Origin of the sequence: Acinetobacter sp. Marseille-Q1623 (assembly GCF_902809895.1) — a bacterium.
GTDB lineage: Bacteria > Pseudomonadota > Gammaproteobacteria > Pseudomonadales > Moraxellaceae > Acinetobacter > Acinetobacter piscicola_A.
Window position 1 is genome coordinate 151,509 of record NZ_CADDWG010000002.1, and the last position, 14,834, is coordinate 166,342.

Sequence of the window (14,834 nt, forward strand, 5' to 3'; positions counted from 1 at the left end):
TTTTGCTCCTTGTGGATTATGTTATGTCTGATCTCCATTCTTTACAGCCTCGCATTTCGGTTGCCCCGATGATGGATTGGACAACTAAGGATTACCGTTTTTTTGCACGTCTATTTAATCCAAACGTGATTTTATATACCGAGATGGTCACGACAGGTGCAATCATCTACGGTGGTGCAAATCGTCATTTAGACTATAACCATGAAGAGCATCCGATTGTTTTACAGCTTGGTGGCTCCAACCCCCAAGAGCTGGCAACCTGTAGTAAAATGGCACAAGACTGGGGCTATGATGAAGTCAATTTAAATGTCGGCTGTCCAAGTGACCGTGTACAGAATAATAAAATCGGGGCTTGTTTAATGGCAGAGCCTGATTTGGTCGCTGAGTGTATTGCTGAAATGCGTAACGCTGTAGATATCCCTGTCACAGTAAAACACCGTATCGGCATTGACGACATGCAATCCTATGAAGAGATGTTGCATTTTGTAGACACTGTAGCAAAAACCGGCTGTAATAATTTTATCGTACATGCACGCATTGCACTCCTCAAAGGTCTATCCCCCAAAGAAAATCGCGATGTGCCACCGCTACGCTATGAAGATGTTTATCGTTTAAAACAAGAACGTCCAGATTTACTCATCGAGATCAATGGCGGCATCAAAACTTTCGCTGAAACGCAAGAACACCTTAAACATGTCGATGGTGTAATGATTGGTCGTGAGGCCTATCACAATCCTTATCTTTTGGCTGAAATGGGGCAATTGTGGAATTTAGACTTGCCTGACCGTTTTGACATTATGGATCAAATGTTGCCTTATATTGCAAAACGTATGGAAGAAGGTGCACCCCTGTCCATTATCACGCGTCATATTTTAGGTTTATTTCAAAATCTTCCAGGTGCACGTAAATGGCGTCAGGCTTTAAGTGGTGGTAATGCCAAAACTTTTGCTGATGTTGAAAATGCAATAATCAATATCAAAGAAGCGATGAAACGCACTGAAGAATACATTTTAGAAAAGCAAAACTAAAAAATAAGCTCCCAAATCGGGAGCTTATTTACATGGAATATTTCAGCTACTTATTCTCTAAAAAGCGATATGCAAATGCAGCCCTACGCCACGTAGTGACAGCTGCCCCTAGATTTAACAATACCAATGCAAACAACATGACAAAATCATGTTGCCAAATCCATTGTTCCACTGCACTCGCCACACAGGCAACGGTTAATAATGCCATACGATGTTGTTTTGCCATTGGCCCCATGAAATTCGCAGGTGCACCAATCGATACCGCCAATGTTCGTACATATGCGGTTAATACTGCGAGCAATGCCCCACACCATCCCAAAATATCACCATAACTCACACAACCAATAGAATATCCTGCGGCAATAATAATCAACGGATCTGAAATTCGATCTGGAATATCGTTAAACAGTTCACCTGAAGCTGTAGACTTTCCACCCTCGATCGCCACCAATCCATCAAACAAATTGCACAGCAAGCGCCCTTGAATAAACAATGCAGCTAAAAGGTACAATGTAAGTTGCAGCATACCCTCGTAATATGGAACAGCAAATAAACATGCTGCAGCAAATGCAGCAAAAACAATACTGAACAATGAAATGTGATTCGGCGTAATTGACTTTTGACTTAACCATTTGGCAAATTGATTAACCAAACCTACACCTCGCACTTTCAACGGGCGGCGGTTTTCAGGTGAATTATTTTCCTGTGACATCCTATATTTCCCTCACAATTCAACATTTTGATATTGCTTATAAAGTTTTAAATTGGTGAAAAATGCAAAAATAAATGCAACTGTTAATGCAGGTGCAACTGTTTTAAAAATATTGGGGGTATGAATAAGATGATGTACCAAGACCAATATGCTCCCTGTAAAAAGAATTGTGCAAATCGGCGGAAGTAGTAATTTCAACCCTTTTATTTGATAAAAATTAAATTGTTTTTCAATTAGGTGTGTAATGAGCAGCGTAATGATAAAACTACAGATGCCTTGTGCAAGCCCTGAAATGATGCCTACTTTCAAATTGCCTTGAGTCATGTTGATGTAAAATGACCATGAGCCCCAAAGTAGAAAAGCAAAAAAAGCCGACAAAAAATTATAACGTTGTGTATTTTTAATTTTATTGTTCATTTTGAAACATTTTAGTAAGTACAATTTCTTTTACTTTAGTGGAATCATGAATATCAATCAATGTGAATAATTTATATTTTTTATATACTCAGCTTCAAAATAAGTTGGACGAAACTTTTTAAACGCTACTCAAATTTTAAGCCTTTATTTTACTTGCTCCTGAATAGCAGCTTTATAGAGATTTTTAGATTCTAAATGTTCCACATCCATCCCAACTTTATTTTTTTGCTCCAAATTCTCAGCCACTTCTGAAGATTTTAAGGATCGATCTTCCACATTTAAAAGCGCAGTTGATAAATTTACTCCATCTTCAAGGATTTCTGATGCAGAAGAAGTCTCTGCTGCAAACATCTCAGCGACATTTTCTGCAGAACTCGCAGCATTTAGATTAGGATTGACATATGAAAGTCGATCATTATCGGTAATGGTGATTGCATTTAGTTTTGCATCTAAATCATGCTGATATTTTTCAAGCTGTATTTGTTTTACAAAAGCAAAATTTTCCGCAGGAATCCGCCAAACAAGCTCATCACCATTTCTCATGATTTTTACGGTCATTTTGTGAGTTTGACCTTGATATTCAACAGTGGCTAAACCCGTATATTGATTTAAACTTTCATCAATAATTTTTAAATCAATAATTTTAAAATGATAATCCTTAAAATTTGTTTTTAAATCAAAAGCTTCCTGAATTTGAGCCTTAACATCATTTTCAACTTGTTGAGTCGTCTTAAAATAAGAGCATCCAACACTCAACATAAGAAATAAAACCAAAAATAATGTTTTCACGTGCTAACCTTTGATTCTCGCCATTCATCATTAACGCTATGAATCAAATAGAATAAGATTCATAAAGAAGACGTTAAACAATCTCTATTCCAAGTTCAATGGTTTTTATTTTATATTTTTAAAGCTCAATCATACCTTGAATGAACTCATCTATCTTGATCAAAACACCCCTCAAATACATCGAGTGACTCTACATACGGTAAAATAAGATAATTTTGTTCAGCTAAATGTTTCGTAAAATACGCAAAGATATCGCTATTAAAAGTATAAATCTTAGCAACAACATCTAATGGTTTTTGTATATTTGAGAATTTTTATGTTGGTAGATGCTAATCTTAACCCTCTTAACCTCTCTGTTTAGACTTTATTTGATCCAACTTTTTCAATACTTCCGCCACAGCCACCATGGCAAAACTTGAGGTCACCACAACAGCTGAGCCATAGCCACCGCAACGTAAACCTGCACTTGCGCATACATCGGCACTCGAAAATGGATTATCAATGGAATAGACACAGGTAATGCCAAATTTATCTTTCGGTTTTTTGCAAATGCCCATACCACGCAGTTGTGTACGCAACTTGGCTAACATCGGATCTTGTTCCGTTTTTGATAAATCAGCCACTCGAATTTTTAGTGGGTCTAATTTACCCCCTGCACCACCCGATACAATCAAGGGAATTTTATTAAAACGACAATGTAACATTAACGCCAATTTGGCTTTGACATCATCAATACAATCTAAAATTAAATCAGGAGCATCTGCCAAAATTTCTTTGATATTTTCAGCACTGAGATAATCATCCACTAAATTGATTTTAATTCTCGGGTTAATCGAACGACAACGCTCTGCCATCACTTCAATTTTTTCTTGTCCCAATGTTGCAGTCATGGCAGGCAATTGGCGGTTAATGTTGGAGGCTGCAATCGAGTCCATGTCGACCAAGGTCAACTCACCAACACCTGTACGTGCCAAAGCTTCAACCGCCCACGAACCTACTCCCCCAATTCCAATTACCATGACATGGCTTTTTTCATAATATTGAAATGCATCTTCTCCATAAATTTTGGCAACACCAGCAAAACGGCGGTCATATTCATCATTTTGAAGTACATCAGTCATGGCAAAAATCTAAAATTGATAAAATCCTGTCCATTTTAACAAACTCCACTGCCAAATCGAAAATTTTCCATTTCCTCTTGCTTGAATCACTCGATTGAGCGCAGATTATTTTAAATCTATGAATAAAAAAAAGCCCTACATTCTGGTAGGGCTTGGAGAACTGAATTTTTTAAGCAGCAATCAGATGACGTAATACATAATGTAAAATACCACCTGCTTTAAAATATTCTACTTCATTCAAAGTATCAATACGGCACAACACTTTAAATTGCTCAATTGAACCATCTGCACGTTTTAACTCCACATCTAAAGTTTGATGGGGTTGTAATTCATCCGACAGCCCCCTAATCGACAACTGCTCGTGCCCTGTTAAGTTTAAACTTTGACGACTTTGATTATTCACAAACTGCAAAGGTAATACCCCCATTCCGACCAAGTTTGAACGGTGAATACGCTCAAAACTTTCTGCAATGACCGCTTTCACCCCGAGTAAATTTGTTCCTTTCGCTGCCCAATCTCGGGATGAACCTGTACCATATTCTTTCCCTGCAATAATCACCAATGGCGTTTGTGTGCTTTGATATTTCATAGCAGCATCATAGATTGCCAACTTCTCACCTGTCGGAATATAAAGCGTGTTGCCACCTTCTTCACCACCCAACATTTCATTTTTAATCCGAATATTGGCAAATGTGCCTCGCATCATTACTTCATGATTACCACGGCGTGAACCATAGGAGTTAAAGTCTTTTTGTGCCACGCCTTGAGCCTGTAAATATCTGCCCGCTGGGCTATCTGCTTTAATATTTCCTGCAGGTGAAATATGATCTGTCGTCACCGAATCACCCAGCACAGCTAAAATATTGGCACCCAGAATATTGGCTATCGGTTTTGCAGGCTGATCAATGCCTTCAAAAAATGGGGGATGACGAATATAAGTCGATTGTGCATTCCATTCATAGGTTTTGCTATTAGGAATTGAAATAGCTTGCCATTTTTCATCACCGTTAAATACCGCTGCATATTCTTTATGATACATCTCGGTATTTAATTTTTGTAAAACCGCATCAATTTCTGTTTGGCTCGGCCAAATATCTTTTAAATAGACATTATTCCCTTGTAAATCCACACCTAAAGGCTCTTGGGTAATGTCTTTGCGAATCGTCCCCATAAGCCCAAATGCAATCACCAAAGGGGGGGATGCTAACCAATTGGTTTTCACCAAAGGATGTACACGTCCCTCAAAGTTTCGGTTACCCGAAAGTACCGAAGCAACATTTAAGTCATAGCATTGAATTGCATCTTCAATCGGCTGAGGTAAAGGCCCAGAATTACCAATACAGGTGGTACATCCATACCCCACTAAGTTATAACCCAATTGATCTAAATACGGGGTTAAACCTGCCGCAGCCAAATAATCTGTCACCACTTTTGAACCTGGTGCCAGAGAGCTTTTTACCCACGGTTTACGATGCAGTCCCTTTTCAACTGCCTTTTTCGCCAAAAGCCCTGCTGCAAGCATGACACTTGGATTAGAGGTATTGGTACATGAAGTAATTGCTGAAATCACCACATCACCATCCACCAATGGATAACGCTTACCCTCAATCACACAGTGCGGCTCATCATTTTGTACCGCAGATTGTTTAGCATCAACAGCTGCACCTGCACCACCTTCATTGACCAAACGCTCTTTGTCTTCTTTGGCAGGTTTAAGATCAAGTGCCATCAACGCATCAAATACGTGTGGAATATCCGCCAAAAGTACTCGATCTTGTGGGCGTTTTGGCCCAGCAACACTCGCTTGTACTGTGCTCATATCTAAGCTTAATACATCCGTAAAAATCGGTTCATCACCTGCATTGCGCCATAAACCTTGCTCTTTACAATAGGCTTCCACCAAGGCAATTCGCTCGGCTTTACGCCCAGTCAGTCTTAAATAGTCTAAAGTAATTTCATCGACAGGGAAAAAACCACAGGTTGCACCATACTCAGGTGCCATATTGGCAATGGTGGCACGATCTGCCAAAGGTAAATCCGCTAAACCATCGCCATAAAATTCTACAAATTTTCCAACCACGCCTTTTTGACGCAACATTTGTGTAATGGTTAATACCAAATCTGTGGCAGTAATGCCTTCTTTTAATTTGCCTGTGAGCTTAAAGCCAATGACTTCGGGAATCAGCATGGAAATGGGCTGTCCTAACATTGCCGCTTCAGCTTCGATTCCTCCCACCCCCCAACCCAAAACACCTAAACCATTAATCATGGTGGTGTGCGAGTCTGTCCCGACCAAGGTATCTGGAAATGCAAAAGTATCGCCTTCACTTTCACCTAGCCATACCGCTTGTGCTAAATATTCTAAGTTGACCTGATGGCAAATCCCTGTTCCAGGTGGAACAACACTAAAATTATCAAATGCAGACTGTCCCCAACGTAAGAACTGATAGCGCTCGCCATTTCTTTGCATTTCAATATCGACATTTTCTTCAAAGGCTTGCGGCGTTGCAAAATGATCCACCATCACAGAATGGTCAATCACCAAATCGACAGGAGACAATGGATTAATTTTGTCAGGATCAACCCCTGCTTTGGCTACCGCGGCACGCATAGCAGCCAAATCAACAACAGCAGGCACACCTGTAAAATCTTGCATCAAAACCCGTGCAGGTCGATATTGGATTTCTTGATCAGACTTCTGTGTTTTCTGCCAATTCACCAACGCTAAAATATGTTCGGTTTTGACTGTGACATCATCTTCAAATCTCAGTAGATTTTCTAACAATACCTTCAATGATTTAGGTAATTTTGAAAAGTCATCTAACTGTGCTTGGGCAGCATTTAAACTAAAAATTTTGTACTGTGCTGAACCAACCTGTAAATCTTTGAATGCTTTAAAACTGTTTTTGTGGCTATATTTACCCATGGGGTTACTCCTTTGGTAAAATACATTTTTATTGGATGGCAAGAAGTCGCTCTTGTTCTAATGTAAGCCAATTCAAATTTATAGATGTTATGAATTGGTTAAATTTCTAGCACTTTCACTTTTTTAAAATGGCAAATGTAATGCCTGTAACGTATTTTCCCAAAGCATTGCAGCAAGTTTTTCAGGTGCAATATTGAGTTGCTGAGCCAATCCTTCTAGCACATAAGGTAAATTGGCAGGGGTATTACGTATACGGTGTTCATGCGAGGTTTGACAGCATAAAGGTGTCATATCAGGGCAATCGGTTTCTAAAACCAAATGTTCTGCCCCAACAGCCTGTACGACATTGATCAGCTTTTTGGCATTCGGGTTTGTAATCTGCCCTGTCACACCAATTTTAAAACCAAGTTGAATAAAGGCTTTGGCTTCTTCCACTCCACCACTAAATGCGTGTGCAATTCCACCGAGTTTAAAATGGTGTCGTTTTAACATCGCAAGAACATCCGCATGGGATTTACGGATATGTAACAGTATGGGTTTGTCAAATTGTTGTGCAAGTTCAATTTGGGCTGCAAAAAAATCTTTTTGCTTTTGTAACAGTACCGCTTGTTTATGTTGCTTTAAAAACGTATCTAAGCCAATTTCACCGATTGCCACACAATCTTCATGATTTAAAATATGTTCTAACTCTGCCAAATGCTGCTGTTCATGTTGCTCAATATAGAATGGATGCAGACCAGGTGCTAAATAACTTTGCGGTGCCTGATGCAATTGATTTAAAAAATGTTGCGTTTGAATTAAAGCAGCAAACCGTTGTTGCTGAAAACCGATAAGAATCAAACGTTCTACGCCTACCGCTTTGGCTTGATACGCTAAAACCTCTCGATCTACATCGAAGTCTTCCACATCAAAATGTGTATGCGTATCAAACAAAACCAATTTAGACATATATTTTGCTAGCGTATTCGCTGCCTATTTAAACATTTAGTTTTTAACCACGGTTGATGCAGGTTGATCTACCACCAATTCCACAGGTAAATACGGTTTTTTCAACACAGTTTTAAGTGCGTCATAAGAGATCTCTAAGCGGGGTAAACCCACCACATATGGACCAATTTCATATTCAGCATATTGTAAAATTAAACCTTGCTTACCCAGATAAAAATTATCCGACAGTTTAAATTTCCAGACTTGCTCATACTCTTGCAAATTATCCGCTAATTTATTATCCGCTACCCAAACTTTAAATGCCTCATAAGCCAATTTTTCTAATGCTTTCTTTTGGTTTGGCTCAACAATATCATCTAAACTGACTTGCTTTTGATTTTTTAAATCAAAGTTATAGTAAACCTGTGAAGCTGAACCATGTGCCCCTCCCAAATAGCTACTGGTATTTAATACAACTGTTGCTAAGGGCTCAATCGAGTTCAAAATTTTTGGACTCACGCTGACACTGATTTTACTGCTCGCCCCTAAACTGGTCAGCTCTTTTTGTAATGCTGCAAAAGTCGTGACATAAGGTTTAAGCTGATCCGCCATGGTTTGTGCAGGTGTTTTTGCTGCATTGGCAGCGATCACACTACTACTGGCTTGCTGTTCATCTTGTTTTTGCTGCTGTTCACTCTTTTTCTTTTCTTCTTGAATACTTTTACTTTGATGCCCAACATCCAAGATTTGATCTAAGTTTTTTAAGATGGCTTGATCAATAATACTATCCACGACAAATTGATTGGTATGTAAGCGCTCAACTGTGAATTCAGAACAACTATTGCCATTACATTCAGGTAAATCCAATACCACTTTTTCGGCTTCACCTTGTAAAGTCAATGTCGTGTCGATGACCTCTGAACTGCTTTGTTGTTCTACAGGCGGTTTTTGTTCTTTTTGATCTGCTTTCGGCTGACAAGCAGATAAGGCAAGGCTTACCATCAAAATAGACAATACACATGTGTGTTTCCGATCTAACATCTCATAAAACCTTAAAACAAATAGAAATAAAAAAGGCATACTGCTAGCTTATGCCTCCTCCATCACACACTCAATATTTATTTGTATCCAAGCTTAAAACATATATTGAAACACGGGTGCTTGTAAAATTTCTTGGGTTTGTTGTTTAGAAAAATATATATCTAACTGTTGAGCGTCTTCCACAATTTCTCCTGCACGATAATGTAAGCCCACCCCTTCGCCATCAAAGAACCAATCTGACTGCCCCCAATACAACTTTTTCGGGGCAGATTTTTGCACAAGACTGTCTTGTTTTTTTAACCATGCTTGGTATTTCTCTTGCACCCAAGCATTGAGTTTATTTTGTTGTTTCGATTGGATCACATCCAAAATACTTAAGCTTTTCTGTGTTTTACGATCTGCCACAAAAAAGTATTGTCGCGCTTTGACAGCAACTTCAGCTTGTTGTGTATCCACCGACAATTGCAATAAAACATACTGATTACGTTGTGATGCCATTCTCGTACTCAGATGTAGTTCATAGGCTTTATTTTTAGAAAACTCATCTTGCCACGCATCTGACTTTTTCACATAGGCATTCACAGCTTGCTGCAAAGTCATGCTTTGTTTTAACCCAATTTGGTCTTGAATCACCTTGGCCTGGTTATTGGCAATCCAAGTATTTAACCAAGGGTCTTGAGTTTTTAAAGTTTGTATGTCGATTTCTATACAATTTTTCTTTTCACAAAATGGTACAGCATAATCTGCTTTTGTTTCTTGAATATTTAGATAAGGTAAAACCTCAGCTTTTTCAACTACTTTTTCTTGTACAGTGGCATCTCTCGATTCTTCTTGTGGTGATGATTTTTTATTTGAATCACATGCTGACAAAAAGATCCCCAGGCAAAGCATCAGCATGAAACGTTTATGAATGTACATTACGCCCTCTCATTTTGTCTCTTATATTTCAGTATTTTGAACCTACGAGCAAATAAAACAGCTTCACCAGGAAGCTGTTTTTGATTCAAGACAATGATATATCACAATCTATAATTAATGTTCACGTGTCGCACGGAATTCGATGTCAGGATAACGCTCTTGCATCAACTGTAAATTTACGCGACTTGGTGCAAGATAGGTCAAATGACCACCACCATCTACAGAAAGCTGATCATGCGCTTTTTTCTTAAATTCATTGAATTTTTTCTCATCGCTACATGACACCCAACGCACAGTATTGATACTCACAGGCTCATAAATACAGTCCACTTTGTACTCTTCTTTCAAGCGATATGCCACCACTTCAAACTGCAGCACACCCACAGCACCTACGATTAAGTCATTGCTGTTTTGCGGCATAAATACTTGTGTTGCACCTTCTTCTGAAAGCTCTTTAAGACCTTTTTGCAACTGTTTAGATTTCAAAGGATCTTTTAAGCGTACACGGCGGAACATTTCAGGGGCAAAGTGAGGAATACCTGTAAATTGTAATTTTTCACCTGAAGTGAAGGTATCACCAATTTGAATCGTACCATGGTTATGCAAACCAATGATATCGCCCGGCCAAGCTTCCTCTAAGTGTTGACGATCACCGGCCAAGAAAGTCAAAGCATCACTGATTCGTACATCTTTATCGATACGTACATGCTTCATTTTCAAGCCTTTTTCATAGCGACCTGAACAAATACGCATAAATGCAATACGGTCACGATGTTTCGGATCCATATTGGCTTGAATTTTAAAGACAAAGCCTGTAAAGCCTTCTTCAGTCGCATCAACAGTACGCACTTCCGTTGGATGTGCTTTAGGTGGCGGTGCGTAGTTACTAAATGCATCCAAAACATGGTCTACACCAAAGTTACCCAAAGCCGTACCGAACAATACAGGCGTTTGACGACCTGCCAAAAACTCTTCACGATTCAACGGCTCATTTGCCATTTGTACGAGTTCTAAAGACTCTTCAAATGCAGCCCATGCGAGTTCACCGACTTTTTCACGAAGGTCTGCATGGTTATAGCCATCACGAACTTCAATTTCAGTAATGGTTGAACCAAACCCTGCTTTATAAACGTAAAATTTTTCTTCAATTAAATTAAATACACCCGCAAAATCACGTCCTGTACCTAAAGGCCAAGTCAGTGGTACACATTTAATTTTGAGGACATTTTCAATTTCATCAAGCAGCTCTAATGGCTCACGGATTTCACGGTCCATTTTGTTAACAAATGAAATGATCGGCGTGTCACGCATACGACACACTTCCATCAATTTGATGGTACGGTCTTCGACACCTTTTGCACCATCAATCACCATCAACGCAGAGTCCACTGCCGTCAAGGTACGGTAAGTATCTTCCGAAAAGTCTTCGTGCCCTGGGGTATCGAGCAAGTTAATCATTTTATCTTTAAATGGAAATTGCATCACAGATGTGGTGATCGAAATCCCACGTTCTTTTTCCATTTCCATCCAGTCTGATGTCGCAGCACGATCGGCTTTACGGCTTTTTACCATTCCCGCCACTTGAATCGCTTGTCCCCATAACAACAGTTTTTCTGTCATTGTGGTTTTACCCGCATCGGGGTGGGAAATAATGGCAAAGGTTCGGCGTGCCGCAACTTCTCTAGCTAATTGATCTTTAAACATAAAGGAAATCTTCAATATGTACACAGTTTTGTACACACTTGTAAATGTGTATCAAGCCAGTGAAGTGGTAACTTAAAATTGGCGCAATTGTAGCAGATTTAAACTCGCTATATTCAAGTCTTGGCCATTAAGAGTCCATATCTTATGACTGACAGGATTTATATCATTCCTATCAGTTTTTCTTTTATACGTGTACAAAAATCTAAACTCTCATTCCTCATAGACAGATTGAAATTAAAATCATCTTCAGTAATTTTAAAGAATACCACATGGAAAGGAATATCTACGCCATGTTGTTTTATAACACTAGAAATTACGCCATTCGTGCTATCTAAATTCAATGATCTCCAATTCTTCTCTGATATTGGATATATAAAACCACACCCTTTGATTTGAGCCTCATTAGCATATTGACCGATGTAAGTATGAAGCTGAAATAGATCCTCACGACTAATGCCAAATCTACTATCGAAAATTTTATATTTAACATCAAATACATAAAGACCTTCGGTAGCTTCGAGAACCAAATCTGGCTCTAATTTCCTCATATATCCAGTATTGATACCTGCTGATATTTTATGATTTTGTGCATATTTACTACGCATAATTATCCCAGCTCTTTTTATTAACTTACGAATGAAATATTCAAAAAGCATAGATACGTCAAATAAAAATGAGCTTGATGCGTCTTCGGAACTGAAATCAGAACTTTTTTGACTTATGATTTTCTTGGATAAATCTATAAGAACATTGTAATCATTATAAAATGGGTTTGTGAAATATTGCGTTCGCAAAATCTCCTGTCTCGTCCTTTTCACCCCGTTATTAGCAATAAGAAATGCGTTATAGATACTCCTCGTATGCTGACAAAATGAGTAATCCTCTATCATTTCGTAAGTAGCAAGGAAAAGTGAAGCAGCAGCGTTTTCGTAGCTATGCGCTCTATAACGACATAAGTGTTTTCCTGACATCTTTTTGTTAAAATAATCAATAATATCAATCCTTCCACGCACTCGCGCTAACTTCTCATTTTTTGTTACATAGGTTTTTGGAAGTCCTAAACGATACGCTCGCTTAAATTTAATATTCCAAAGATATGCGAGGAGCCACTCATACCCCTCCTCGTCCATTTGTCCACCCAAATTCTCTAACTCAAGAAAACCGTCAGCATCAGCGATAATAAATCTTAAAAAATTATCGCCAAATCGCGAACTAATCTTCAGTGAATATTCTCCCTGTTTTATAAAGCCAATAAGATTACCTGTACTAAGCGTAAAATTAGCGACATTAACACCGTTGACTCTTAATAAAGTATCATCAGTATTATGCTCATATTCACCATCGTTAAAGAGAACCAAAGCATCAGCACCACGATTGATTAAGAAATCGTTGACATCAGTAGATATCTTATTAATGAACTCCCAAACTGCTTGGTCATTATTAAGAGGACACGTCCATTTTCTATTCGCCCTTTTATTTAGCTTAATGGGTGCATCTAGTCGTTGGTTGCGCAAGATTTCATCTTGAACTGTATACGTCTGATTGTCGACTAGAGTTCCATTTTTAATGACATCAAAAAGCCACATATTAAACCCCAAAAGATTTGCTAAAGGAGATAATCAACTCAGCTTCTTCACCTGTACCACGTAAATATTCTTGCAATAATGGCCTGATACTATCTTCCCAAATCGAAGCTTTCACCTCTGTTAAGCTTAAACTTTTCGGATATTTCAAATTCATCAAATAAGCATGCCCAATTTGATAATCATGACCGAGCAAAGCTTGTTCTTCTATCTTTTCATTAAGCTTCTCAAGACTAGTGGCTAGTTCAATCCATTTAGCACAATGCTCTGACAGGTAGAATTTCAACAATCTAATATCTGGTTTCACTTCTTGCCAAGAGAATCTACGACGAAGAGCAAAGTCAAAACTTTCCACACTTCTATCAATCGTATTCATTGTGCCTATTAAATATATATTGGTCGGAATGAAAAATTGATACGTCTGCTCTAATTTCAACATCCCTGTTTGCTTCGTATTCAAATTAGCATATTGAGTTTTAACGCATCCCTTAAATCCACGATATTCCAAGCAGTACATTAACTCGCCAAAAACACGAGACAGTTCAGCACGATTGATTTCATCTACTATAAAAAAGAATGGAGGAATTGCATCAGAAACTAACTTATTGTGGTCCTCTATTTTAAAGATATAATCCCAATGTGAGCCGCTAAGTTGATCTTTATAGGGAATTAAATCTATGATTTTTATATCCTCCCATTCGCTCTGTAGATGCAAATGAAATACATCAATCTCCCATTTACCTGCACTCAAACAAAAGTCTTTAAAAACGCCATTCTGTAATTTTAATTGAGCTTGACCATTCTCATCCAAAATAGGACGTAATCCCTCAATAAAATCTTCATAGCTAAAAGATGGATGAAATTGTACTAACTCAATCTGACCATGATGAGTAAAATCGCTATTGGCAGCAAATTCCTCTTTCCAAATATCAAATAAAAGTGAAGTTTGCTGACGAGCTTGAAAAGTCTTCCCTGTACCAGGAGCACCGTATTTGATAATTTGTTTTTTTAAACTAAATGGATTTGATAAGTTTTCATAAAGCTCCCACACAAACTGACTTAAATAAAACTCATCGGTTTCTTGATTCTGAATCTCTTCACTAAATACTTTTTTCAAAATCGCCATCAAATAATAATTTTTTGAATACCAGTCTTGAGCTTCACTATCAGGATAAATAGGAATAATTTTTTCACGCATTAACCAGTTAAAAATTTGATTAAATTTACCTGCGTCCACTGTTGTAGAAACGTCAAGCGTACATGCCGCAACTACTCGATTGATGAGTACTGGATTATTCGATTTACCTTCGTCAGACCAAACCTTATTAAAATTTTGATAAGTTTCAATATTAGGATTAACAATTAAGCTCTCTAAAGCTGATAAAAATTGTTTGTTTTTTAGAAAATTTATAAAATTCTCATTACTCAAAACTGATTGCCCACGAGAAGCAATTCCGTTATCTAAATTATAAAGAAGCTCACGTAAAAAACTCTCATCTTGATTTGATAAGATTTCCCCACTTTTTAACCTTTCACGGATTTCCTCAACCTGACTATAAAAATTTTTATATGCTTTATTCCACCCTTGAATCTCATGCTTTCTATTTTCAATTAAAAGCTTATAAAGATTTTTTAATCTGATCGACATACTGTATCCTTTTTCTAAAT

12 protein-coding genes are annotated in these 14,834 nt (G+C 38.0%); 1 reads left to right on the forward strand and 11 read right to left on the reverse strand.

The annotated features are described in order from the left end of the window. Positions 1-23: 23 nt before the first annotated feature. On the forward strand, positions 24-1,028 hold the full coding sequence (dusA, locus tag HUV91_RS13315) for a tRNA dihydrouridine(20/20a) synthase DusA (RefSeq protein ID WP_174493724.1): 1,005 nt from the start codon (positions 24-26) through the stop codon (positions 1,026-1,028). Between the two features lie 46 nt (positions 1,029-1,074). Here dusA and HUV91_RS13320 read toward each other — a convergent pair whose 3' ends face one another. From HUV91_RS13320 to HUV91_RS13370, 11 genes are all read right to left on the reverse strand, one after another. Continuing rightward, positions 1,075-1,740 (reverse strand): CDP-alcohol phosphatidyltransferase family protein, encoded by a 666-nt coding sequence (locus HUV91_RS13320; protein ID WP_130072047.1) that lies wholly within the window; start codon positions 1,738-1,740, stop codon positions 1,075-1,077. 12 nt (positions 1,741-1,752) lie between these two features. Continuing rightward, positions 1,753-2,157: a hypothetical protein gene (locus HUV91_RS13325; protein ID WP_174493725.1), complete on the reverse strand. Its 405-nt coding sequence runs from the start codon at positions 2,155-2,157 to the stop codon at positions 1,753-1,755. Positions 2,158-2,301: 144 nt separating this feature from the next. Next, on the reverse strand, positions 2,302-2,946 hold the full coding sequence (locus HUV91_RS13330) for a hypothetical protein (protein ID WP_130072049.1): 645 nt from the start codon (positions 2,944-2,946) through the stop codon (positions 2,302-2,304). A 344-nt stretch (positions 2,947-3,290) separates the two neighbouring features. Further along, positions 3,291-4,067 carry a ThiF family adenylyltransferase gene (locus HUV91_RS13335; protein ID WP_130072050.1) on the reverse strand — a complete coding sequence of 259 codons (777 nt, stop codon included), beginning with the start codon at positions 4,065-4,067 and terminating at the stop codon, positions 3,291-3,293. A gap of 169 nt (positions 4,068-4,236) precedes the next feature. Further along, positions 4,237-6,993, reverse strand: coding sequence for an aconitate hydratase AcnA (acnA, locus tag HUV91_RS13340; protein ID WP_174493726.1), 2,757 nt, complete (start codon positions 6,991-6,993; stop codon positions 4,237-4,239). A 123-nt stretch (positions 6,994-7,116) separates the two neighbouring features. After that, positions 7,117-7,941 (reverse strand): TatD family hydrolase, encoded by an 825-nt coding sequence (locus HUV91_RS13345; protein WP_174493727.1) that lies wholly within the window; start codon positions 7,939-7,941, stop codon positions 7,117-7,119. A 36-nt stretch (positions 7,942-7,977) separates the two neighbouring features. Beyond that, the gene (locus HUV91_RS13350; protein WP_174493728.1) at positions 7,978-8,961 is read right to left on the reverse strand and encodes an RsiV family protein; all 984 of its coding nucleotides are present in this window, start codon (positions 8,959-8,961) and stop codon (positions 7,978-7,980) included. Positions 8,962-9,054: 93 nt separating this feature from the next. Continuing rightward, the gene (locus tag HUV91_RS13355; protein WP_174493729.1) at positions 9,055-9,879 is read right to left on the reverse strand and encodes a hypothetical protein; all 825 of its coding nucleotides are present in this window, start codon (positions 9,877-9,879) and stop codon (positions 9,055-9,057) included. A gap of 114 nt (positions 9,880-9,993) precedes the next feature. Then, on the reverse strand, positions 9,994-11,583 hold the full coding sequence (locus tag HUV91_RS13360; RefSeq protein ID WP_174493730.1) for a peptide chain release factor 3: 1,590 nt from the start codon (positions 11,581-11,583) through the stop codon (positions 9,994-9,996). A gap of 158 nt (positions 11,584-11,741) precedes the next feature. Then, positions 11,742-13,169 carry a 5-methylcytosine restriction system specificity protein McrC gene (locus tag HUV91_RS13365; RefSeq protein ID WP_174493731.1) on the reverse strand — a complete coding sequence of 476 codons (1,428 nt, stop codon included), beginning with the start codon at positions 13,167-13,169 and terminating at the stop codon, positions 11,742-11,744. 1 nt (position 13,170) lies between these two features. Beyond that, entirely contained in the window at positions 13,171-14,814 is a 1,644-nt protein-coding gene (locus HUV91_RS13370) for an McrB family protein (RefSeq protein ID WP_174493732.1), read from the reverse strand. Between the last annotated feature and the right edge of the window lie 20 nt (positions 14,815-14,834).